A 20,362-nucleotide genomic window follows, 5' to 3' on the forward strand; every position below is an offset into this window, starting at 1 on the left:
CTCCCAAGGAGAAGACCATGCCGGTTGCCTACACCTTCGCCGATCCGCGCCTTGCGGCCCTCGACGGCTTCCACGTCGAGATCGACGAGGCCAGCGCGCGCGCCGACATCATCCTGGATCGCCCGCCCTTCAACATCGTCTCCATGCCGGAGCGCGACCAGCTGCGGCTGGTGTTCGAGACCCTGGACGCGGATGACCGGGTGCGCGTCATCGTCGTGCGCGCCATCGGCGAGCATTTCTCCTCCGGCGGCAACATCAAGGGCTTCATGGAAGCCTCGCCCGAGCACGTCTCCAAGCTTGCCTGGAACATCGCCGCCCCGACCCGCGCCGCCAAGCCGGTGATCGCCGCCAACCGCGGCTATTGCTTCGGCGTCGGCTTCGAATTGTCCCTGGCCTGCGATTTCCGCATCATCACCGACACCACCCAATATGCCCTGCCCGAGCAGAAGCTCGGCCAGATTCCCGGCTCCGGCGGCTCGGCCCGCCTGCAGAAGATGGTGGGCATCACCCGCACCAAAGACATCGTGATGCGGTCCAAGCGCATCAATGCCGATCAGGCCCTGGCCTGGGGCATCGCCACCGAGAAGGTGGCCGATGCGGACCTGGAAAAGGCCACCGATGCGCTGGTGGCCGAGCTCGTCTCCTTCTCGCCCATCGCCCAGCGCACCGCCAAGAAGCTGCTCAACGACACCGAGGACAGCCCGCTCACCATCGCCATCGAGCTGGAAGGCCATTGCTACAGCCGGCTGCGCCAGTCCCACGATTTCAAGGAAGGCGTCGAGGCCTTCCACGCCAAGCGCAAGCCCGCCTTCACGGGCTGCTGACGGGTCTGAGAACCCACGGGAGGAAACAACAATGTCCGCGCCAGATACGTCCCTCTCCCCCACCGCTATGGCGGTGGGGAACCGCCAGCGCAACAGCGCCATCGTCGCCTCGGTGCTCGGCTGGTCCCTCGATCTGTTCGACCTGTTCATCCTGCTCTATGTGGCCCCGGTGGTGGGGCAATTGTTCTTCCCCTCCACCCACCCCACGTGGTCGCTGGCGGCGGTCTACGCCTCGTTCGCGGTGACGCTGCTGATGCGGCCCATCGGCTCGGCGATCTTCGGCCATTATGCCGATGCCTACGGCCGCAAGGGGGCCATGCTGGTGGCCATCATCGGCGTCGGCCTTTCCACGGCGGCGTTCGGCCTTCTGCCCACCATCCACCAGGTGGGCGCCATCGCCCCGGTCATCTTCATCCTGCTCCGGCTGGTCCAGGGCGTGTTCGTCGGCGGCGTGGTGGCCTCCACCCACACCATCGGCACGGAATCCGTGCCGGCCAACTGGCGCGGCCTGATGTCCGGGCTGGTGGGCGGCGGTGGCGCCGGCATCGGCGCGCTTCTGGCCTCCGTGGTGTTCCTCGTCACCTCCACCCTGTTTCCCGGCGATGCATTCGCGGAAACGGGCTGGCGCGTGATGTTCTTCTCCGGCCTGCTGTCGTCCTTCCTCGGCTGGTTCATCTTCCGGAACCTGGAAGAATCTCCCTATTGGAAGGAGATGCAGCAGCAGAAGGCGGAAAAGAGCGCCCGTGGCGAGGCCAACCATGCGCCGTTGAAGACGCTGTTTGCCGACGGCTACCGCAACGTTCTGCTGATCAACCTGTTGATCACCATCGGCGGCGGAGCGGGATATTATCTCACGTCCGGCTACATGCCGACCTTCCTGAAGCTCATCAACCAGCTGCCCAACCAGACCTCATCCTACATCCTGATGGCGAGCTCCATCTCGGCGCTGGTGGCGGCGGTGCTGGTGGGTGCCCTCAGCGACATGATCGGCCGCAAGAAGACCTTCCTGCTGGTGGGTGTCGCGGCCATCATCCTGCTGCCGACCTTCTACATGGGCCTTGCGGGCGCCAGCAGCATGACGACCATCGTGCTCTATGCCCTGGGCATCGCCTTCATCGGCAATGCGGGTTATGCGCCGGTGCTGATCTTCCTGAACGAGCGCTTCCCCACCGCCATGCGCGCCACCGGAACCGGCCTGTCGTGGAACATTGGCTTCGCCATCGGCGGCATGATGCCGACCTTCGTCTCGCTGGCGAGCCCCACTCCGGCGGACCTGCCGCTGGCGCTCTCGATCTTCGCCGGTGCGGTGTTCGTGCTGTACCTCGTGGGCGCGCTCATCGTACCGGAAACCAAGGGCAACTTCCGCTAGCATCAACGCCCGCGCCGGCCGCACGGTCGGCGCGGGACCCGGCCGCCCGACCGCAGCGGGGTCATGCACAGGGGACCCCGCCAGAAACCGAGCCGCAGGCCCCGCAGAGCCAAGAACGAGCCTCACCATGCAGCATTCCGCGTTCTCCCGCACCGGTGGCCAGATCCTCGTGGACGCGCTGAAGATCCACGGCGTCGATACGGTCTATTGCCTGCCCGGCGAGAGCTTCCTGGCCGCCATCGACGCCCTCGCCGGCGCCAGCGATGCCATCCGCACCATCGTGACCCGCCACGAGGCAGCGGCGGCCAACATGGCCGAGGCCTATGGCAAGCTCACCGGCCGCCCCGGCGTGTGCTTCGTCACCCGCGGCCCCGGCGCCAGCCATGCTGCCATCGGGATCCACACCGCATCGCAGGATTCCACCCCACTGGTGCTGTTCGTCGGCCAGGTGGCCGCCACCATGCGCCATCGCGAGGCGTGGCAGGAGGTGGACTACCCGGCCATGTTCGGCGGCATGGCCAAATGGGTGGTGGAGATCGATCGACCGGAGCGCATTCCCGAGCTGGTGGCGCGGGCCTTCCAGGTGGCCGTCTCCGGCCGGCCCGGCCCGGTGGTGGTGGCGCTGCCGGAAGACGTGCTGGCAACGCCCGCCACGGTGCGCGACGCGGAAGCCTATCGGCGCGTCGCGGCCCATCCCGGCACCGCCGACATGGCCCGGCTGCGCGCCATGATCGAGGCCAGCACCCAGCCGCTGGTGATCGTCGGTGGCGGCGGCTGGAGCGCCCAGGCCAGCCGCGATTTCCAGCATTTCGTCGAGGCCTTCGACCTGCCCGTGGCGGCGGCCTTCCGCCGGCAGGACCTGCTCGACAACCACCACCCCAATTACATTGGCCATGCCGGCCTCGGCCCCAGCGCCAAGCTGGTGGCCCGCATCCGCGCGGCGGACCTGCTGCTGGCGGTGGGGCCCCGCCTCGGCGAGACCACCACAGACGGCTACACACTGCTCGATCTGCCCCGGCCGGCCCAGCGCTTCGTCCATGTCCATGCCGATCCGCAGGAGCTCGGCCGTGTCTATCAGGCCGACCTCTTCATCAATGCCGGCATGGGCGAATTCGCGGCGGCGGCCGCTGCCTTGAAAGGCAAGGGGCCGGCCGGCTGGCGCTCGCCCATGCCCTGGAGCAGTGCGGTGCGGGCGGCGCGGGCCGAATATCTCGCCGACCAGACGCCCGGCGCCATGCCCGGCCCGCTCGACCTTGGCGCAGTGATGCTGCATCTGCGGGAAACGCTGCCGCTCTCCGCCATCATCACCAACGGCGCCGGCAACTATGCCATCTGGGTGCATCGCTTCCATCGCTACGGCGGCTTCCGCACCCAGCTTGCGCCCACATCCGGCGCCATGGGCTATGGCCTGCCCGCCGCCATCGCCGCCAAGCTCCACAACCCCGCACGGGATGTGATCTGCTTTGCCGGCGACGGCTGCTTCCTCATGAGTGGACAGGAGCTGATCACCGCCCGGCAGCACGGCGCCGGGGTGGTGGTGATCGTGGTGAACAACGGCATGTTCGGCTCCATCCGCATGCACCAGGAGCGGGAATATCCCGGCCGGGTGTACGCCACCAGCCTGGATAATCCCGACTTTCCCGCCCTGGCCCAGGCCTATGGCTGCTTCGGCGAGCGGGTGGAGGCGACGGCCGATTTCGCTGACGCCTTCGCCCGCGCCCGCGCCTTCGCCGCCGCCGAGAAGCGCCCGGCCCTGCTGGAGCTGGTCATTGATCCGGAGGCCATCACCCCGTCGGCGACGCTGACGGGCCTGCGCGAGGCCGCGCTGAAGGCAGGCCACGGACAGGGCTGAATTTGGCGCCGCCCAAGGCGGCGTCGCCCAGAACCATGGGAGGATCATCATGAACGCCATCACGTCCCTCAATCACGTGGGGGGCGCCTGGCAGGTGGCGCTCTCCGGCGCCACCGCGCCGAGCCTTGATCCCGCCACCGGCGCCGTGCTGGGCCATTTCGCCGCCGGCGGGCGGGCCGATGCCGACGCCGCCATCGCCGCCGCCCGGCAGGCCTTCGAGCGTCCGGATTGGGCCCAGGCGCCGCGCCTGCGGCAACTGGTGATGTTGCGCTGGGCCGATGCCATGGAGCGCCGCGCCGACGCCCTCGCCCGGCTTCTCACCGCCGAGAACGGCAAGCCCCTGGCCCAGTCGCGGGGCGAGATCGCCGGCTCCATCTCGGAGATCCGCTATTATGCGGGCCTCACCCGCTTCATCCCCGGCCACGTGTTCGAGGTGGAGCCCGGCGCCTTCTCCACCCTCATCAAAGAGCCGGCCGGGGTCGCCGGCCTCATCATTCCGTGGAACGCGCCCGCGGTGCTGCTGATCCGCGCGGTGACACCGGCACTGGCGGCGGGCTGCACCATCGTGGTGAAGCCGGCGCCGCAGACCGCCCTCATCACCGCCGAGATCCTGCGCACCCTGGTGGAGGTGGACGGCCTGCCGCCGGGTGTCGTCAATCTGGTGATGGAGACCGGCCACGAGGTGGCGCAGGCGCTGGTGACCTCGCCGGAGGTGGACGTGATCTCCTTCACCGGCTCCAACGCCACTGGCGCCAGCATCATGGCCGATGCCGCCCCCACCATGAAGAAGCTCTCCCTGGAGCTGGGCGGCAAATCCTGCTGCCTGGTGTTCGAGGATGCGGACATTGCCTCCGTGGCCCCCAAGCTGGCGGCGGCGGCCACCATCATTTCCGGCCAGCAATGCACTGCCGCCCGCCGCGTGCTGGTGCACGAGAGCCGCTATGAGGAGATGAAAACCGCGCTGAAGGCGGCCCTCGCGGCCCTGAAGGTGGCGCCGGGAGACGCCGCCGGCGCCGAGATCGGCCCTCTGATCGACGATGCCGCCCGCACGGCGGTGGAACAGCGCACGGCGCAGGCCATGGACCTCGCCGACGAGGTGGTGCTGGCGGGCGGCCGCCCGGCCGGTGGGCTCGATGCGGGCGCCTTCCTCACCCCCACCCTCATCGCCCATGCGGACACCGGCGCCTTCTTCGTGCAGGAGGAGATCTTCGGGCCACTGGTGGTGATCGAGCGCTTCCACGACGAAAAGGATGCGGTGCGCCGGGCCAACCACACCCAATATGGCCTGTCCGCCAGCGTCTGGACCCGTGACGGCGCCCGGGCGCTCAGGGTGGCGCGGGCGCTGCGCAACGGCACGGTGTGGATCAATGACCACAACAAGCTGTTCGCCGAGGCGGAGACCGGCGGCTATCGCCGCAGCGGCCTCGGCCGCCTGCACGGCTATGACGCGCTGATCGACTTCATGGAGATCAAGCACATCTACCAGGACGCCGGCGTCGTCTGATTGCCCTTCCCTCACCCGCAGCGCCCCGCACGGGGCCGCAGGAGCCGGCGCGCCATGGCGTCTTCCAATCTTCCCAGTTTCGATACGGTCATCATCGGCGGCGGTTCCGCCGGCTGTGTGCTGGCGCACCGCCTCTCCGCCGACATCCGCCACCGGGTGCTGCTGGTGGAAGCCGGGGAGGACACCCCGCCCGATGCGGTGCCGGCGCCCATCGCCGACAGCTATCCCATGGGTCTGTTCCATGGGGATCGCTTTATCTGGCCGGGCCTCTCCGCCTTCACCACCCGCCGCCCGGACGGCAGCCGCGCCAGCCGGGCCTATGAGCAGGGCCGGGTGATGGGGGGCGGCTCGTCCATCAATGTGCAATCGGCCAACCGGGGGCTGCCGCGGGATTACGACGAATGGGCCGCGCTGGGTGCCACCGGCTGGGGCTGGGACGAGGTGCTGCCCTTCTTCCGCAAGCTCGAACGGGACATGGATTGCGACGGCCCGCTGCATGGAAGCGACGGCCCCCTACCCATCCGCCGCATCCTGCCGCCCGAATGGCCCCCGTTCGCGCAAGCCGCCACGCAGGCGTTGGCCGGCAGCGGCCTGCCCTGGCGGGAGGACCAGAACGGCATGTTCGAGGACGGCGTGTTCCCGCCCGCCTTCAACAATGAGAACGACCGGCGGGTGTCCGCCGCCGTCGCCTATCTCGATGCCGCCACCCGCGCCCGCCCCAACCTCGCCATCTGGCCGCGCACGCGCCTGCAGACGCTGGCGATGGAGGGCCCGCGGGCGCGGCGCCTCGAACTGGAGCGCGAGGGCGCGGCAGTGACGGTCGAGGCGGCGCGGGTGGTGGTGACCGCCGGCGCGCTGCAGACGCCGGCCATCCTGATGCGCGCCGGCATCGGGCCGGGGCAGGCGCTGAGCGCGCTCGGCATTCCCGTGCAGGTGGAGCGGCGCGGGGTGGGCCAGAACCTGCGTGATCACCCCACCCTGACCTTCTGCCAATATCTGCCGCCCCGCCTGCGGCTGCCCATGAGCTACCGCCGCGCCGCCTTCGCCGCCCTGCGCTTCTCCTCCGGCCTCACCGGCGGCGAAGCGTCCGACATGTATGCCACCGCCTCGGCGCGGGCCGGCTGGCACGGCCTCGGACGCCGGCTCGGCCTCTATTTCCTGTGGTGCAACCGGCCGAAATCCAGCGGCACGGTGCGGCTGCTCTCGCCCGATCCGGCGCACTATCCGCAGGCCGACCTCAACCTGTTGAGCCATCCCGATGATCTGGCGCGGATGATGGCGGGGGTGCGCCGGCTGGTGCCGCTGCTGCTGTCGCCGGCGCTCAATCCCGATCCCGGCGATCTGTTCCCTGCCGCCTTCTCCCCGTTCGTGAAACGGTTGAGCCGGGTGTCGCCGGTCAATGCGCTCGCCACCGAGCTCATCGGCGCCCTGCTGGATGCGCCGGCGGTGCTGCGGCAGGCCGCCATCCGCCGCTTCATGTCCGCCGGCGGCACCCTCGCGACGCTGATGGCCGACGATGACCGGCTCGCCGCCTTCGTGCGCGGTGCCGCCTTCGGCGTGTGGCACGCCAGCGGCACCTGCCGCCTGGGCGCGCCGGATGATCCCGATGCGGTGCTCGATCCCACGGGGCGGGTGATCGGCACGGACAACCTGTATGTGGCCGACGCTTCCGCCATGCCGCGGCTACCCACCGCCAACACCAATATTCCGGTGATCATGATGGCCGAGAAGATCGCCGCCGGCCTGTGCGCAGGCGGCTGACCCCTATTGGGGCAGCGAGGCGGAAATGCGCTGGGCGGCGTCGAGCAGCTCCGGCAGGAAGCGCGTCTTCATGACCTCCAGGGAGCTGCGCCCCTCATGGGTGCTGACGTTCAGCGCCGCCAGCACCTCCGAGCGCCGGTTGCGCACCGGCACGGCGATGGACCGCAGCCCCATTTCCAATTCCTGGTCCACCAGCGCCCAGCCCTGCCGGCGCGTGGTGTCGATGGCATCCTTGAGGGCGACCATGGTGGCGACAGTGCGCTCGGTGCGCCGCTCCAGCTTGACGCGATCGAAGAACACCGCCAGCTCCGCCGGCGGCAGGCCCGCCAGCAGCACCCGGCCCATGGAACTGCAGAAGGCCGGCAGGCGGCTGCCGATGGACAGGCCGATGGTCATCACCCGTTCGGTGGGCACCCGCGCCACATAGACGATGTCCTGCCCGTCCAGCACCGAGAGGGAGCAGGATTCATGCAGCGCATTCACCACATCGCGCATGATCGGCTGGGCCACCTCCCACATGGGCAAAGAGGAGAGATAAGAGAAGCCGAGGTCCAGCACCTTCGGCCGCAGGGAGAAATACTTGCCGTCGGTCTCCGCATAGCCCTCCCGCACCAGCGTGAGCAGGAAACGGCGGGCCGCCGCGCGGGTGAGGCCGGCATGCTGGGCCACCTCGCTCAGGGTCATCCGCGGCTTGTACTGGCTGAAGGTGCGGATGACCTCCAGGCCCCGCACGAGGGATTGGACATAGTCCTTGTCCTCGCCGGCCTCCTCGCTCCTCATGCGCCCTCCGCGGAATCATCCCCGGCGGCATTATAGGAGTCCGGCACCCCCTGCCCAGCCGCCCGCGCCGCCATCAGCCGCGCATCACGCCAGGCCACCCGCTCGTCCCACTGGTCGAGGGGCAGGAGCGCCCGGCGTTCGGCGGTGGCGCGGGCCACCAGCGCGTCGTCCCATACATCCGGCTGGCCGCGCGCCGCCCCCATCTCGCGATAGCGCTCGCCCATGCGGCGGGCATGCTCCGCGATGCCACCGCGATAATTGAGATCGGCGGTCTCGAACGGCCCCACCACCGACCAGCGCAGGCCGAGCCCGGCGGTCATCACCGCATCGATGCCGGCCACGTCGGCGATGCCTTCCTTGAGCAGCCAATAGGCCTCGCGCAGCACCGCCCCCTGCAGGCGATTGTAGATGAAGCCATCCACCTCCCTGCGCAGCACCACCGGCACCTGACCGGCCCGCGCCATGCGCGCCCGTGTGCGCGCCACCACCTCCGGCGCGGTGAATGGCGCCGGCACCAGTTCCACCACCGGCAGCAGGAACGGCGGATTGGCCGGGTGGGCGACGAGGCAGCGCGCCCGACCGGCGAGCGTGTCCGCGAACGCCGAGGCCGGCAGGGAGGAGGTGGAGCTCGCGAGCACCGCATCGGCCGGGGCCAACGCATCAAGCCGGCGGAACAGCTCCAGCTTCAGCTCCAGCTGCTCCGGCACATTTTCCTGCACATGCTGCACACCCGCCAAAGCGGCATCGAGATCGCAGGTAGGGGTAATGCGCGCCATCACCTGCTGCGGCGGCTCGTTCAACAGCCCGTGGGCGGCCAAAGCGTCCAGCCGCGCGGCGATGGCCGGCCGCGCTGCGTCCAGCACCTGCGGCGCCGCATCGAACAGGCGCACCTCGGCACCGGCGCGGGCGAACACGATCGCCCATCCCTGCCCCATGCTGCCCGCACCGACCATCGCAACCGGACCCAGCAGCGTGTCATCCATGGCGCCCTCTTGTGCGATTAACGAAACAAAAGTTCGATATGCGCACAAAACGCCATCGCCAGACGCTTGTCAAGTCGACTGCACTATCCAGATCCACAAGGGCACATCAACTTCAATAGCAACGCATTCTGCAGTTTTTGCTTTGCAGCATCGCACACGCAGCATGCATTCCTGTTGACGAGACGCCGGATGCGTCGCTACCCATGACGCCTAAAATGTTCGTTATACGCACAAATCTGGAGCTGTCATGGGTGACGCTTTCATTTGCGATGCCGTCCGCACGCCCATCGGCCGCTATGGCGGCGCCCTGGCCGGCGTACGGCCGGATGATCTCGCAGGGCTGGTGATCCGGGCGTTGACCGAGCGCCAAAGCGGTGACCCCACGGCCCTCGCCAGCCGGATCGACGATGTGATCTTCGGCTGCGCCAACCAGGCGGGTGAGGACAATCGCAACGTCGCCCGCATGGGGGCGCTGCTGTCGGGCCTGCCCATCGAGGTGCCGGGCGCCACCATCAACCGCCTGTGCGGATCCGGCATGGATGCGGTGGGCAGTGCCGCCCGCGCCATTCGCGCCGGCGATGCCGATCTGCTCATCGCCGGCGGGGTCGAGAGCATGACCCGCGCGCCGTTCGTGATGGGCAAGGCGGAGAGCGCCTTCTCGCGTGCGGCCAAGGTGGAGGACACCACCATCGGCTGGCGTTTCGTCAACCCGCGCATGAAGGCGATGCACGGCGTGGATTCCATGCCGGAGACGGCGGAGAACGTCGCCGACGACTTCCAGATCTCCCGGCAGCGGCAGGATGCGTTCGCTTTGGAAAGTCAGCGCCGCACCGCCGCCGCCCAGGCCGCCGGCCGCTTCGCCGACGAGATCGTTCCGGTGCTGGTGCCCCAGCGCAAGGGCGACCCGAAGCCCTTCGCCCAGGATGAACACCCCCGGCCCGACACCACCCTGGCGGACCTGACCCGCCTCAAGGGCGTGGTGCGGCCCGACGGCTCCGTGACCGCCGGCAACGCCTCGGGCGTCAATGACGGGGCCGCCGCGCTGCTCATCGCCTCGGCAGCGGCAGTGGAGCGCCACGGGCTGACCCCCAAGGCGCGGGTGCTCGGCATGGCCACCGCCGGCGTGCCGCCGCGCATCATGGGCATGGGCCCCGCCCCCGCCACCCGCAAGGTGTTGGAACGGGTGGGCCTGAAGCTCTCCGACATGGATGTGATCGAGCTCAACGAGGCGTTCGCGGCGCAGGCCTGCGCGGTATTGGCGGAGCTGGGGCTTCCCGATGATGCGGCCCACGTCAATCCCAACGGCGGCGCCATCGCCCTGGGCCATCCCCTGGGCATGTCCGGAGCGCGGCTGGTGGGCACGGCCGTGCATCACCTGCAGCGCACCGGCGGCCGCTATGGCCTCGCCACCATGTGCATCGGCGTCGGCCAGGGCATCGCCCTCGTCATCGAACGGGTGTGACCCCACCACATAACGACCAAGGAGGAGGAAACGTGAAGACCAAACTCGCCACCACCCTCGCTGCCGCGCTGCTCGCCAGCGCCGCCCTGATCGCCCCCGCCGCCGCGCAATATGCCGGTGATGGCGTCAAGATCGGCGTGTTGACCGACATGTCCGGCGCCTATTCGGACCTCGCTGGCCAGGGCTCGGTCGAGGCCGCCAAGATGGCCATCGAGGATTTCGGCAAGCCCATCAATGGCAAGCCGGTGGAGCTCGTGTCCGCCGACCACCAGAACAAGGCGGATATCGCCTCCGCCACCGCGCGGCGCTGGTACGACACGGAGAATGTGGACGCCATCTTCGATATCAACGGCTCGGTGGCCGCCCTCGCCGTGCGTGAGGTGGCGAAAGAGAAGGGCAAGGTCGACATCAATTCCGGCGCCGCCTCCATGGCGCTCACCAACAAGGCCTGCTCCCCCACCGGCCTGCACTGGACCTACGACGTCTATTCGCTGGCCGCCGGCACCGGCAATGCTTTGGCCAACGAGGGCTACAAGACCTGGTACTTCATCACCGCCGACTATACCTTCGGCCATGACCTGGAAAAGCAGGTGGCCAAGATCGTGAAGGAGAAGGGCGGCACCGTGAAGGGCTCGGTAAGCCATCCGTTCGGCTCCACCGATCTCTCCTCCTTCCTGCTGCAGGCGCAGGCGTCCGGCGCGCAGATCATCGGCATGGCCAATGCCGGCGCCGACACCATCAACACCATCAAACAGGCGCGCGAGTTCGGCATCACCCAGAGCGGGCAGACCCTGGCCGCCCTGCTGCTGTTCCTCACCGACATCAATTCGGTGGGCCTCGATGCCGCGCAAGGCATGGTGCTGACCACCGGCTTCTATTGGGACCACGACGACGACACCCGCGCCTTCTCCAAGCGCTTCGCAGCCCGCATGGGCGGCAAGATGCCCACCATGGTGCATGCCGGCGTCTATTCCTCGGTGCTGCACTATCTCCGGGCCGCCGAGGCCGCCGGCACCGACGAGGGCGCCAAGGTGGTGGCCAAGATGCGCGAATTGCCCATCAACGACATGTTCGCCAAGAACGGCAAGATCCGCGAGGATGGCCGCATGGTCCATGACATGTTCCTGGCCAAGGTGAAGACCCCCGCCGCCTCCAAGGGCCCCTGGGACTTCTATGACATCGTCCGCGTCATCCCCGGCGATGAAGCCTTCCAGCCCCTCAGCGAAAGCACCTGCGCGCTGGTGAAGAAGTAAGCCGACATTGCCGGCCACGGCGGACGTGGCCGGCCCCGTTTTGAGAAAGCGAAGAGGCACAGAGCATGCTGTTCCACGTGGAAATGGAGGTGCGCATTCCCCACGACCTCCCGGCGGCCGAGGCGGACGCCATCAAGGCGCGCGAAAAGGCCTATGCGCAGGACCTGCAGCGGCAGGGCAAGTGGGTGCATCTGTGGCGGGTCGCCGGCCGCTACGCCAACATCTCCGTCTTCGACGTGGAGAGCGTGGACGAGCTGCACACGATCCTCTCGTCACTGCCCCTGTTCCCCTTCATGGATATCCGCGTGACCGCTTTGGCGCGCCATCCCTCCGCCATTTGAGGAGCGGCGCCGCCATGATCGACAAGACCCGAGCCGATACCGCGAGCTGCGTGACCGACATTGCCGATGGCGCCACCATCCTGGTGGGTGGGTTCGGCGGGGCGGGCATGCCCCATGAGCTGATTGACGCGCTGATCGCCAAGGCGCCGCGCGACCTCACCATCGTGTCCAACAACGCCGGCAACGGCACCAAGGGCCTCGCCGCTCTGCTCGCCGCCGGGCTGGTGCGCAAGATGGTCTGCTCCTTCCCCCGCCAGGCCGACTCGTTCGTGTTCGATGAGCTCTACCGCTCGGGCAAGGTGGAGCTGGAGCTGGTGCCCCAGGGCAATCTGGTGGAACGGCTGCGGGCGGGCGGCGCCGGCATCGGCGCCTTCTTCACCCCCACCGGCTTCGGCACCCCCATTGCCGCCGGTAAGGAGACGCGGGAGATCGACGGGCGCCAGTATGTGCTCGAATATCCCATCCGCGCCGACTACGCCCTCATCAAGGCCCATCAGGGCGATCGCTGGGGCAACCTCGTGTATCGCAAGACCGCGCGCAATTTCGGCCCGGTAATGGCCACCGCCGCGCGGATCACCATCGCCCAGGTGGAAGACATCGTCCCCCTCGGCAGCCTGGATCCGGAAGCCATCGTCACCCCCGGCGCCTTCGTGGACCGCGTGGTCGCCATCGGCACGGGAGCCGCCCAATGAGCAGCGCAGCAACGGACTTCAAGCCCTGGACGCGCATCGAAATGGCCCAACGCATCGCCGCCGACATCCCGGAAGGAGCGGTGGTGAACATCGGCATCGGCATGCCCGAGCTGGTGGCCGACTGCCTGCCCGAGGACAAGGAAATCCTGCTGCAGAGCGAGAACGGCCTCATCGGCATGGGGCCGAAGCCCGGGCCCAACGCCATCGACTGGGACCTCATCAACGCCGGCAAGCAGCCGGTGACGCTGCTGCCCGGCGGCGCCATTTTCGATCACGTCACCTCCTTCACCATGATGCGCGGCGGCCATCTCGACATCGCCATTCTCGGCGCCTTCCAGGTGGCGGAAAACGGCGACCTCGCCAATTGGGCCACCAATGACCCCAACGCCATCCCCGCCGTGGGCGGCGCCATGGATCTGGCGGTGGGCGCGCGGCAGGTGTTCGTGATGATGGAGATGCTCACCAAGACCGGCGTGTCCAAGCTGGTGCAGCGCTGCTCCTATCCCCTGACGGGCCTTGGCTGCGTCTCCCGCGTCTATACCGACCATGCGGTGCTGGACGTGACCGAGGCGGGCTTCAGCCTCCGCCAACTGGCGCCGGGCCTCGATCTCGACACCCTACGCCAGCGCGCCGGCATCGCGATCCAGGCGCCATGAGGACCACCTGATGCCCTACATGATCGAGACCTTCGACCGCCCCGACACCCTGGACCTGCGGGCCGCCACCCGCGACGCCCACCTCGCCTTCCTCGACGCCCACAAGCATCTGCTGATCGCCTGCGGCGCCAAGCTGGACGAGGCGGGCAACGCCGCCGGCGGCGGGCTCTATGTGGTGGCGCTGGAGCGCCGCGCCGAGGCCGAAGCGTTCATCGCCGCCGACCCATTCCATCAGGCCGGCCTGTTCGAGCGGGTGGTGATCCACCGCTGGCGCAAGGCCTATGTGGATGGCGTCTGCCACTTGAACGAAGCCCCGCCGCAGGTGACGCCATGAGCGCTGAACGCACCCTCGTGACAGGCGGTGCCGGCGGCATCGGCCTCGCCGTGGCCACGCGGGAGATCGCCGCCGGGCGCACGGTGATCGTGCTCGATCGGGCGCCGCCACCGGCGGACCTCGCCGCCCGTTTCATCGCCGTGGACATGATGGACGAGGCCGCCACCGCCGGCGCCCTGGCGGAAGCGCTGGGGGATGGCCCCATCACCCGCCTCGTCAACAACGTGGGCATGGTGCGCCCGGCGCTCCTCGACGACACCACCAGCGCCGATTTCACCGCCGTCATGCGGCTCAATCTGGGCACCGCCATCCAGTGCACGCAGGCGCTGCTGCCGGGCATGCGCGCGTCGGGCTTCGGCCGCATCGTCAACGTGTCGAGCCGGGCCGCCTACGGCAAGGAACTGCGCACCGCCTATGCCGCCAGCAAGGCCGGGCTGCTGGGCGCCACCCGCACCTGGGCGCTGGAGCTGGGAGCGGACGGCATCACCGTGAACGCGGTGGCCCCCGGGCCCATCGCTACCCCCCTGTTCACCGCCGCCAACCCACCCGATGCGCCGCGCACCCGCGCCATCATCGCCGCCGTTCCGGTGGGCCGCATGGGCACGCCGGAGGATGTGGCGGAAGCGGTCTCCTTTTTCCTCGGCGCGACGGCGGGCTTTATCACCGGGCAGACGCTGCCCGTGTGCGGTGGCATCACCGTCGGCAAAGGTACCGTGTGAAGGCATCGAAGGGTCGAGCAAGGGTGGAAATATGATGGCGTCCAATCCCCGCTGGGCTCAGCGGCCGGCAGGGTCCAACTGGGGTGATTTCGGCCCCGACGACCAGCTCGGCCGGCTCAATCTCCTCACCCCGGAAAAGGTGCTGCAGGGCATCGCCGAGGTACGCGAAGGGCGCACCTTCTGCCTCAGCCTGCCCCTCGACCGGCCCGGCGGCAAGGCCCTCAACCCGCGGCGGGGGCCGCCCGTGCGCTCACCCACCGGCCCCGCCGACAAGCCACGCTGGAACCAGTGCCTGTGCCACGACGAGGCCGGGCTGCTCGACGTGGTGTGCGACGACAAGGTGGAGATCGCCCTGCAATATTCCACCCAGTGGGATGCGCTGGTGCATGTGGGCGCCATGTTCGACGCCGACGGCGATGGCGTGCCCGAGCCGGTCTATTACAACGGCTTCCGCGCCGGCACCGACATTCTGAGCCCGCGCGAGGCGGCCGCCCGCGGCCTCACCTTCGGCGCCGGCCGACTCGGCATCGAGACCAGCGCGGAGCACGGCGTTCAGGGCCGCGCGGTGCTGGTGGATCTCGCCCATCATTTCGGCGAGGCGCGGCGGCTGGTGGGTCTTGCCGACCTCCAGGCGGTGCTGGCGGCCGATGGCGTGGTGGTGGAGCGCGGCGACATCCTGTGCCTGCGCACCGGCTTCGCCGAGGTGGTGATGCGCATGGATGGCGCACCAGACCCGGAAGCGCTGGCCCGCGCCTGCTGCGTGCTGGACGGCCGGGATGCCGGGCTGCTCCAATGGATCACCGACAGTGGCATCGCCGCCATTGCCGCCGACAATTACGCGGTGGAGGCGCTGCCCGCGCGCCCCGCCGTAGATGCGGAACACGCGGTGATGCCGCTGCATCACCACTGCCTCTTCAAGCTCGGCCTGCCGCTGGGCGAATTGTGGTGGTTCCAGGATCTGGCCGCCCACCTGCGCCAGAACGGACGCAGCCGCTTCCTGCTCACGGCACCCCCCTTGCGCCTGCCGGGGGCGGCGGGTTCTCCTGTGACGCCCATCGCCACCGTCTGATTGCTTTCCCTCGGAGCCCTCGGGATGCCCTTTCTCCTCACCGGTGACTTCACCACCCATTATGCCCTGGACGGCGACGCCACCGCGCCGACGCTGCTGCTCGCCAACTCGCTGGGCACCAGCCTTGCCGTGTGGGATCCGGTGATGCCCGCCCTCACCCGGCACTTCCGCGTGCTGCGCTATGACAAACGCGGACACGGCCTCTCCGATGCCACCGCCCTGCCGGGCGACAGCGCCGGCTACACCGTCGCCGAACTGGCCGGTGATGCGCTGGCGCTGCTCGATGGCCTGGGCATCGAAAAGGCCCATGTGTGCGGCCTGTCCATCGGCGGGATGATCGCCCAGCATCTGGCGGCGACGGCCGCGCCGCGGGTGGATCGCCTGGTGCTGTGCGACACCGCCGCGGTGATCGGGCCGGCCTCGGTGTGGAACGAGCGGATCGTCGCCATCCGCCGGGACGGCATGGCCGCCATCGCCCCCGGGGTCATGGCCCGGTGGTTCACCGATGGCTTCCGGGCGCGGGTGCCGCAGGTGGTGCGCGGCTATGTGAACATGGTGGCCCGCACCAGCCTGGAGGGCTATCTCGGCTGCGCCATGGCCGTGCGCGACGCCGACCTCGCCGCCGGCGACCGCAACATTCGCGCCCCCACTCTGGTGGTGGTGGGCGAACAGGACCCCTCCACCCCACCGGCCGCCGCCGAGGCCCTGGCCGCGCTCATTCCCGGCGCCCGCGTCGCGCGCATCCCCGATGCCTCCCACATCCCCTGCGTGGAGCAGCCGGAGGCCCTGGCCCACCACATCCTCACCCACCTGCGCGGCTGATCCGGCGAAACACGCGGCAAGATTTCAAACGCAGAAAGGCCCGCTGCAACGCTGCAGCGGGCCTTTCCATTTCATGCCCCTGTCACGCCGGCCCGGACTGGGATCCGGGCCGAAGCGCCCTCGCTCAGCTGCAGCCGGTGGTGGCGCCGCAGGTGTCGCACTTCAGGCAGGTGCCGTTGCGCACCAGGGTGAAGTTCATGCACTCGGGGCAGGCCTCGCCTTCATACCCCTTGGCTCGGGCTTCGGCGCGGGCCTCGGCCTTGCGGGCCGCCGGACTCCACGACAGGGTGGTCTCGATGCCGATCTCGGCCACCGGCGCATCGTCCTCGTCGTCCTGAACCTCCGGCGCCTTGAGCTCGGCGGTCTCCGACTTCAGCGCGGTCGCGCCCTCGCTGCGGGCCCGCAGCACGGTGACATTGTCTGTGGACGCCCGCGGCTCGCCGATGATGGCCTGGGCCGCCGCCAGCAGGTTCACGGTCTTGCCGCGCACCAGCCCCTTGGAGACGATACGCGCCGCCGGGTTGGTCGGCGCCTTGCCTTCGTCCGCACCCTTGCCCAGGGCGTCGAAACCGGTGTCGTGAGGGTCCACATGGCCGAGGTCGTTGCGGCCGAGGTAGGACACCGCCAGCTCGCGGAACACATAGTCCAGGATCGAGGTGGCATATTTGATGGTGTCATTGCCCTGCACGGGACCGGCCGGCTCGAACCGGGTGAAGGTGAAGGCATCCACATATTCGTCGAGCGGCACGCCATACTGAAGGCCGAGCGAGATGGCGATGGCGAAATTGTTCAGCAACGACCGGAGGGCAGCGCCCTCCTTGTGCATGTCGATGAAGATCTCGCCGAGCCGCCCGTCGTCATATTCGCCGGTCCGCAGATAGACCTTGTGGCCGCCCACCAGCGCCTTCTGGGTGTAGCCCTTGCGGCGGTCAGGCATCTTGTCGCGCGCATGGACCGGGCGCTCGACGATGCGCTCCACCACCCGCTCGACGATCTTTTCCGCCACCGCGGTGGCCCGCGCCGCCGCCGGCTGCGCCAGCACCGCCTCCACCGCGTCGTCCTCGTCCTCGTCATCCGCCACCAGCTGGGCGTTGAGGGGCTGGGAGAGCTTGGAGCCGTCGCGATACAGCGCGTTGGCCTTCAGCGCGAGGCGCCAGGAGAGCAGGTAGGCCGCCTTGCAGTCCTCCACGCTCGCCTCGTTGGGCATGTTGATGGTCTTGGAGATGGCGCCAGAAATGAACGGCTGCGCCGCGGCCATCATGCGGATGTGGCTTTCCACCGACAGATAGCGCTTGCCGAGGCGGCCGCACGGAGAGGCGCAATCGAACACCGGCAGATGGTCCACCTTCAGGTGCGGGGCACCCTCCAGGGTCATGGCGCCGCACACATGGATGTTGGCGGCGTCCATATCGGCCTTGGAGAAGCCGAGGAAGGTCAACAGGTCGAACTTGGGGTCCGCCAGCTGCGCCGCCGGCACCTTCAGCACGTCCTTCAGGAACTCCTCGCCGAAGGTCCAGCGGTTGAAGGCGAACTTGATGTCGAAGGCGGTCTTCACCGCCGCTTCCACCTTGGTGATGGCCGCGTCGTCGAAGCCCTTGGCGCGCAGGGTCGAATGGTTGATGGCCGGGGCCTGGGCCAGCGAGCCGTGACCCACCGCATAGGCCTCGATCTCGGCGATCTCCGCCTCGCCATAGCCGAGCGCCCGCAGCGCTTCCGGCACCGCACGGTTGATGATCTTGAAGTAGCCGCCGCCGGCCAGCTTCTTGAACTTCACCAGTGCGAAGTCGGGCTCGATGCCGGTGGTGTCGCAATCCATCACCAGGCCGATGGTGCCGGTGGGGGCGATCACCGAGACCTGCGCATTGCGGTAGCCGTGGCGCTCGCCCAGCTCCAGGGCGCGATCCCAGGCCGCCGCCGCATGGGCGACGAGGCGCTGGTCCGTGCAGGAGGCGCGATCGAGCGGCACCGGGCTGACGGCGAGGCCCTCATAGCCTTCCGCCTCGCCATAGGCGGCGCGGCGGTGGTTGCGGATCACCCGCAGCATGGCCTCCGCATTGGCGCCATAGGCCGGGAACGGGCCCAGCTGCTTGGCCATTTCGGCGGAGGTGGCATAGCACACGCCGGTCATGATGGCGGTGAGCGCGCCGCAGATGGCCCGGCCCTCGGCCGAGTCATAGGGAATGCCGCCCGACATCAGAAGGCCGCCGATATTGGCATAGCCGAGGCCGAGGGTGCGGTACTCATAGGACAGCGCGGCGATCTGGCGAGACGGGAACTGCGCCATCAGCACCGAGATTTCGAGCACGATGGTCCACAGCCGCACCGCATGCTCATAGCTCGCCACATCGAACTGCTTGGCCGCATCGCGGAACTGCAGGAGGTTGAGCGAAGCCAGATTGCAGGCCGTGTCGTCCAGGAACATGTATTCCGAGCACGGATTGGACGCGCGGATGTCGCCGCCGGCCGGGCAGGTGTGCCAGTCGTTGATGGTGGTGTGGAACTGGATGCCGGGATCGGCGCAATGCCAGGCGGCGGAGCCGATCTTCTCCCACAGGTCGCGGGCCTTGATGGTCTTGGCCACCTTGCCGTCGGTGCGGCGGATCAGATCCCAGTCGCCGTCAGCCTCCACCGCGCGCAGGAAGCCGTCGGTGACGCGCACGGAATTGTTGGAGTTCTGGCCGGCCACCGTCAGATAGGCCTCGCCATCCCAATCGGTATCGTAGATGGCGACGTCGATGTCCTTGTAGCCCTGGCGGGCGAACTGGATCACCCGGCGGATGGCGGCATCGGCGATGGCCGACTTGCGGGCCGCCTTGATCTCGCGCTTGAGGGCCGGGTTCTTCTCCGGATCATAGCAGCTGTCGCCCACGCCCTCGCAGTTCACGCAGGCCTTGAGGATGGCCTTGAGGTGTTTGGCGTTGAGCTTGGAGCCGGTGACGAGGGCAGACACCTTCTGCTCCTCGCGCACCTTCCATTCCACATAGTTCTCGATATCCGGATGGTCGGCGTCCACCACCACCATCTTGGCGGCACGGCGGGTGGTGCCGCCGGACTTGATGGCGCCCGCCGCGCGGTCGCCGATCTTGAGGAAGCTCATGAGGCCGGACGAGCGGCCACCGCCGGACAGGCGCTCGCCCTCGCCGCGCAGGGACGAGAAATTGGTGCCGGTGCCGGAGCCATACTTGAACAGGCGCGCCTCGCGGACCCACAGGTCCATGATGCCGCCCTCGTTCACAAGGTCGTCGCCCACCGACTGGATGAAGCAGGCGTGGGGCTGGGGATGCTCATAGGCCGAGGTGGAGGACTTCAGCTCGCCGGTCTCGAAATCCACATAGAAGTGGCCCTGGCCCGGCCCATCGATGCCGTAAGCCCAGAACAGGCCGGTGTTGAACCACTGGGGCGAATTGGGCGCGGCCATCTGCATGGCGAGCATGTAGCGGTGCTCGTCGAAGAACGCCTGGGCGTCGGCCTCGGTGTCGAAATAGCCGCCCTTCCAGCCCCAATAGGTCCAGGTGCCAGCCAGACGATCGAACACTTGGCGGGCCGAGGTCTCGCCGATATAGCGCGCCTTTTCCGGCAGAGCGGCGAGGGCGGCGTCATCGGCCACCGAGCGCCACAGGAAGGCGGGAACGGTATTCTCTTCCACCTTCTTCAGCCGCGCCGGCACGCCGGCCTTGCGGAAATACTTCTGCGCGAGGATGTCGCTCGCCACCTGCGAGAACTGCGCGGGAACCTCGATGCCGTCCTGGCGGAACACCACGGAACCATCGGGATTCTTGATCTCGCTCACGGTCGCGCGGAACTCAATATCCGCGTAAGGGGAACGGCCCTCCTGCGTGTAGCGACGTTCAACGCGCATGACCGGTGCTCCTTCGCTCGGTCCCAGCCCGGACCGAAGATTATATCATCTAGATGTAGCAGCCGTGACTCAACGACGTGCC

Annotated in this window: 17 protein-coding genes; 14 read left to right on the forward strand and 3 right to left on the reverse strand. The window is 68.6% G+C overall.

Annotated elements, in window-relative coordinates:
- The first annotated feature begins 17 nt into the window (after nucleotides 1-17).
- The 5 genes from ACU4E7_RS02140 (at nucleotide 18) to ACU4E7_RS02160 (ending at nucleotide 7,310) form a co-directional block, all read left to right on the forward strand.
- Nucleotides 18-824, forward strand: a complete 807-nt coding sequence (locus ACU4E7_RS02140; RefSeq protein WP_447020489.1) for an enoyl-CoA hydratase/isomerase family protein — start codon at nucleotides 18-20, stop codon at nucleotides 822-824.
- 31 nt (nucleotides 825-855) lie between these two features.
- Nucleotides 856-2,193: an MFS transporter gene (locus ACU4E7_RS02145; protein WP_447020490.1), complete on the forward strand. Its 1,338-nt coding sequence runs from the start codon at nucleotides 856-858 to the stop codon at nucleotides 2,191-2,193.
- 127 nt (nucleotides 2,194-2,320) lie between these two features.
- A complete protein-coding gene (locus ACU4E7_RS02150; RefSeq protein WP_447020491.1) occupies nucleotides 2,321-4,045 on the forward strand; it encodes a thiamine pyrophosphate-binding protein in 1,725 nt (574 codons plus the stop codon).
- Nucleotides 4,046-4,094: 49 nt separating this feature from the next.
- Nucleotides 4,095-5,549: an aldehyde dehydrogenase family protein gene (locus ACU4E7_RS02155; RefSeq protein WP_447020492.1), complete on the forward strand. Its 1,455-nt coding sequence runs from the start codon at nucleotides 4,095-4,097 to the stop codon at nucleotides 5,547-5,549.
- 54 nt (nucleotides 5,550-5,603) lie between these two features.
- Nucleotides 5,604-7,310 (forward strand): GMC family oxidoreductase, encoded by a 1,707-nt coding sequence (locus ACU4E7_RS02160; RefSeq protein ID WP_447020493.1) that lies wholly within the window; start codon nucleotides 5,604-5,606, stop codon nucleotides 7,308-7,310.
- Nucleotides 7,311-7,313: 3 nt separating this feature from the next.
- Here ACU4E7_RS02160 and ACU4E7_RS02165 read toward each other — a convergent pair whose 3' ends face one another.
- Both ACU4E7_RS02165 and ACU4E7_RS02170 read right to left on the reverse strand, forming a co-directional pair.
- Nucleotides 7,314-8,090, reverse strand: a complete 777-nt coding sequence (locus ACU4E7_RS02165; protein ID WP_447020494.1) for an IclR family transcriptional regulator — start codon at nucleotides 8,088-8,090, stop codon at nucleotides 7,314-7,316.
- Complete coding sequence (locus ACU4E7_RS02170; protein ID WP_447020495.1) at nucleotides 8,087-9,073, reverse strand: 3-hydroxyacyl-CoA dehydrogenase; 987 nt, start codon at nucleotides 9,071-9,073, stop codon at nucleotides 8,087-8,089. The genes ACU4E7_RS02165 and ACU4E7_RS02170 overlap by 4 nt, the downstream gene beginning before the upstream one ends.
- A gap of 247 nt (nucleotides 9,074-9,320) precedes the next feature.
- Here ACU4E7_RS02170 and pcaF point away from each other — a divergent pair, with 247 nt between their 5' ends.
- From pcaF to pcaD, 9 genes are all read left to right on the forward strand, one after another.
- Entirely contained in the window at nucleotides 9,321-10,535 is a 1,215-nt protein-coding gene (gene pcaF / locus ACU4E7_RS02175) for a 3-oxoadipyl-CoA thiolase (RefSeq protein ID WP_447020496.1), read from the forward strand.
- 32 nt (nucleotides 10,536-10,567) lie between these two features.
- Nucleotides 10,568-11,788, forward strand: coding sequence for an ABC transporter substrate-binding protein (locus ACU4E7_RS02180; protein ID WP_447020497.1), 1,221 nt, complete (start codon nucleotides 10,568-10,570; stop codon nucleotides 11,786-11,788).
- A gap of 65 nt (nucleotides 11,789-11,853) precedes the next feature.
- Nucleotides 11,854-12,129 carry a muconolactone Delta-isomerase gene (gene catC, locus ACU4E7_RS02185; RefSeq protein ID WP_238120679.1) on the forward strand — a complete coding sequence of 92 codons (276 nt, stop codon included), beginning with the start codon at nucleotides 11,854-11,856 and terminating at the stop codon, nucleotides 12,127-12,129.
- A 17-nt stretch (nucleotides 12,130-12,146) separates the two neighbouring features.
- A complete protein-coding gene (locus ACU4E7_RS02190; protein WP_443266378.1) occupies nucleotides 12,147-12,821 on the forward strand; it encodes a 3-oxoacid CoA-transferase subunit A in 675 nt (224 codons plus the stop codon).
- Nucleotides 12,818-13,477, forward strand: a complete 660-nt coding sequence (locus ACU4E7_RS02195) for a 3-oxoacid CoA-transferase subunit B (protein WP_238120677.1) — start codon at nucleotides 12,818-12,820, stop codon at nucleotides 13,475-13,477. Before ACU4E7_RS02190 ends, ACU4E7_RS02195 begins: the two co-directional genes overlap by 4 nt.
- A 10-nt stretch (nucleotides 13,478-13,487) precedes the next feature.
- Nucleotides 13,488-13,811 carry a YciI family protein gene (locus ACU4E7_RS02200; protein ID WP_238120676.1) on the forward strand — a complete coding sequence of 108 codons (324 nt, stop codon included), beginning with the start codon at nucleotides 13,488-13,490 and terminating at the stop codon, nucleotides 13,809-13,811.
- Nucleotides 13,808-14,530 (forward strand): SDR family oxidoreductase, encoded by a 723-nt coding sequence (locus ACU4E7_RS02205; protein WP_447020498.1) that lies wholly within the window; start codon nucleotides 13,808-13,810, stop codon nucleotides 14,528-14,530. The genes ACU4E7_RS02200 and ACU4E7_RS02205 overlap by 4 nt, the downstream gene beginning before the upstream one ends.
- Nucleotides 14,531-14,561: 31 nt before the next feature.
- Nucleotides 14,562-15,599 (forward strand): cyclase family protein, encoded by a 1,038-nt coding sequence (locus ACU4E7_RS02210; RefSeq protein WP_238120674.1) that lies wholly within the window; start codon nucleotides 14,562-14,564, stop codon nucleotides 15,597-15,599.
- Between the two features lie 24 nt (nucleotides 15,600-15,623).
- The gene (gene pcaD / locus ACU4E7_RS02215; protein ID WP_238120673.1) at nucleotides 15,624-16,421 is read left to right on the forward strand and encodes a 3-oxoadipate enol-lactonase; all 798 of its coding nucleotides are present in this window, start codon (nucleotides 15,624-15,626) and stop codon (nucleotides 16,419-16,421) included.
- Nucleotides 16,422-16,545: 124 nt separating this feature from the next.
- Here pcaD and ACU4E7_RS02220 read toward each other — a convergent pair whose 3' ends face one another.
- Nucleotides 16,546-20,280, reverse strand: coding sequence for a vitamin B12-dependent ribonucleotide reductase (locus ACU4E7_RS02220; protein ID WP_447020499.1), 3,735 nt, complete (start codon nucleotides 20,278-20,280; stop codon nucleotides 16,546-16,548).
- Nucleotides 20,281-20,362: the final 82 nt, after the last annotated feature.

This window comes from Xanthobacter sp. ZOL 2024 (assembly GCF_052932325.1).

Excerpts from the sequence above, each read along its gene's own strand:
- ACU4E7_RS02140 (WP_447020489.1), top strand. The coding sequence starts at position 18 with ATGCCGGTTGCCTACACCTTCGCCGATCCGCGCCTTGCGGCCCTCGAC.
- ACU4E7_RS02145 (WP_447020490.1), top strand. The coding sequence starts at position 856 with ATGTCCGCGCCAGATACGTCCCTCTCCCCCACCGCTATGGCGGTGGGG.
- ACU4E7_RS02150 (WP_447020491.1), top strand. The coding sequence starts at position 2,321 with ATGCAGCATTCCGCGTTCTCCCGCACCGGTGGCCAGATCCTCGTGGAC.
- ACU4E7_RS02155 (WP_447020492.1), top strand. The coding sequence starts at position 4,095 with ATGAACGCCATCACGTCCCTCAATCACGTGGGGGGCGCCTGGCAGGTG.
- ACU4E7_RS02160 (WP_447020493.1), top strand. The coding sequence starts at position 5,604 with ATGGCGTCTTCCAATCTTCCCAGTTTCGATACGGTCATCATCGGCGGC.
- ACU4E7_RS02165 (WP_447020494.1), bottom strand. The coding sequence starts at position 8,090 with ATGAGGAGCGAGGAGGCCGGCGAGGACAAGGACTATGTCCAATCCCTC.
- ACU4E7_RS02170 (WP_447020495.1), bottom strand. The coding sequence starts at position 9,073 with ATGGATGACACGCTGCTGGGTCCGGTTGCGATGGTCGGTGCGGGCAGC.
- pcaF (WP_447020496.1), top strand. The coding sequence starts at position 9,321 with ATGGGTGACGCTTTCATTTGCGATGCCGTCCGCACGCCCATCGGCCGC.
- catC (WP_238120679.1), top strand. The coding sequence starts at position 11,854 with ATGCTGTTCCACGTGGAAATGGAGGTGCGCATTCCCCACGACCTCCCG.
- ACU4E7_RS02195 (WP_238120677.1), top strand. The coding sequence starts at position 12,818 with ATGAGCAGCGCAGCAACGGACTTCAAGCCCTGGACGCGCATCGAAATG.
- ACU4E7_RS02200 (WP_238120676.1), top strand. The coding sequence starts at position 13,488 with ATGCCCTACATGATCGAGACCTTCGACCGCCCCGACACCCTGGACCTG.
- ACU4E7_RS02205 (WP_447020498.1), top strand. The coding sequence starts at position 13,808 with ATGAGCGCTGAACGCACCCTCGTGACAGGCGGTGCCGGCGGCATCGGC.
- ACU4E7_RS02210 (WP_238120674.1), top strand. The coding sequence starts at position 14,562 with ATGATGGCGTCCAATCCCCGCTGGGCTCAGCGGCCGGCAGGGTCCAAC.
- pcaD (WP_238120673.1), top strand. The coding sequence starts at position 15,624 with ATGCCCTTTCTCCTCACCGGTGACTTCACCACCCATTATGCCCTGGAC.
- ACU4E7_RS02220 (WP_447020499.1), bottom strand. The coding sequence starts at position 20,280 with ATGCGCGTTGAACGTCGCTACACGCAGGAGGGCCGTTCCCCTTACGCG.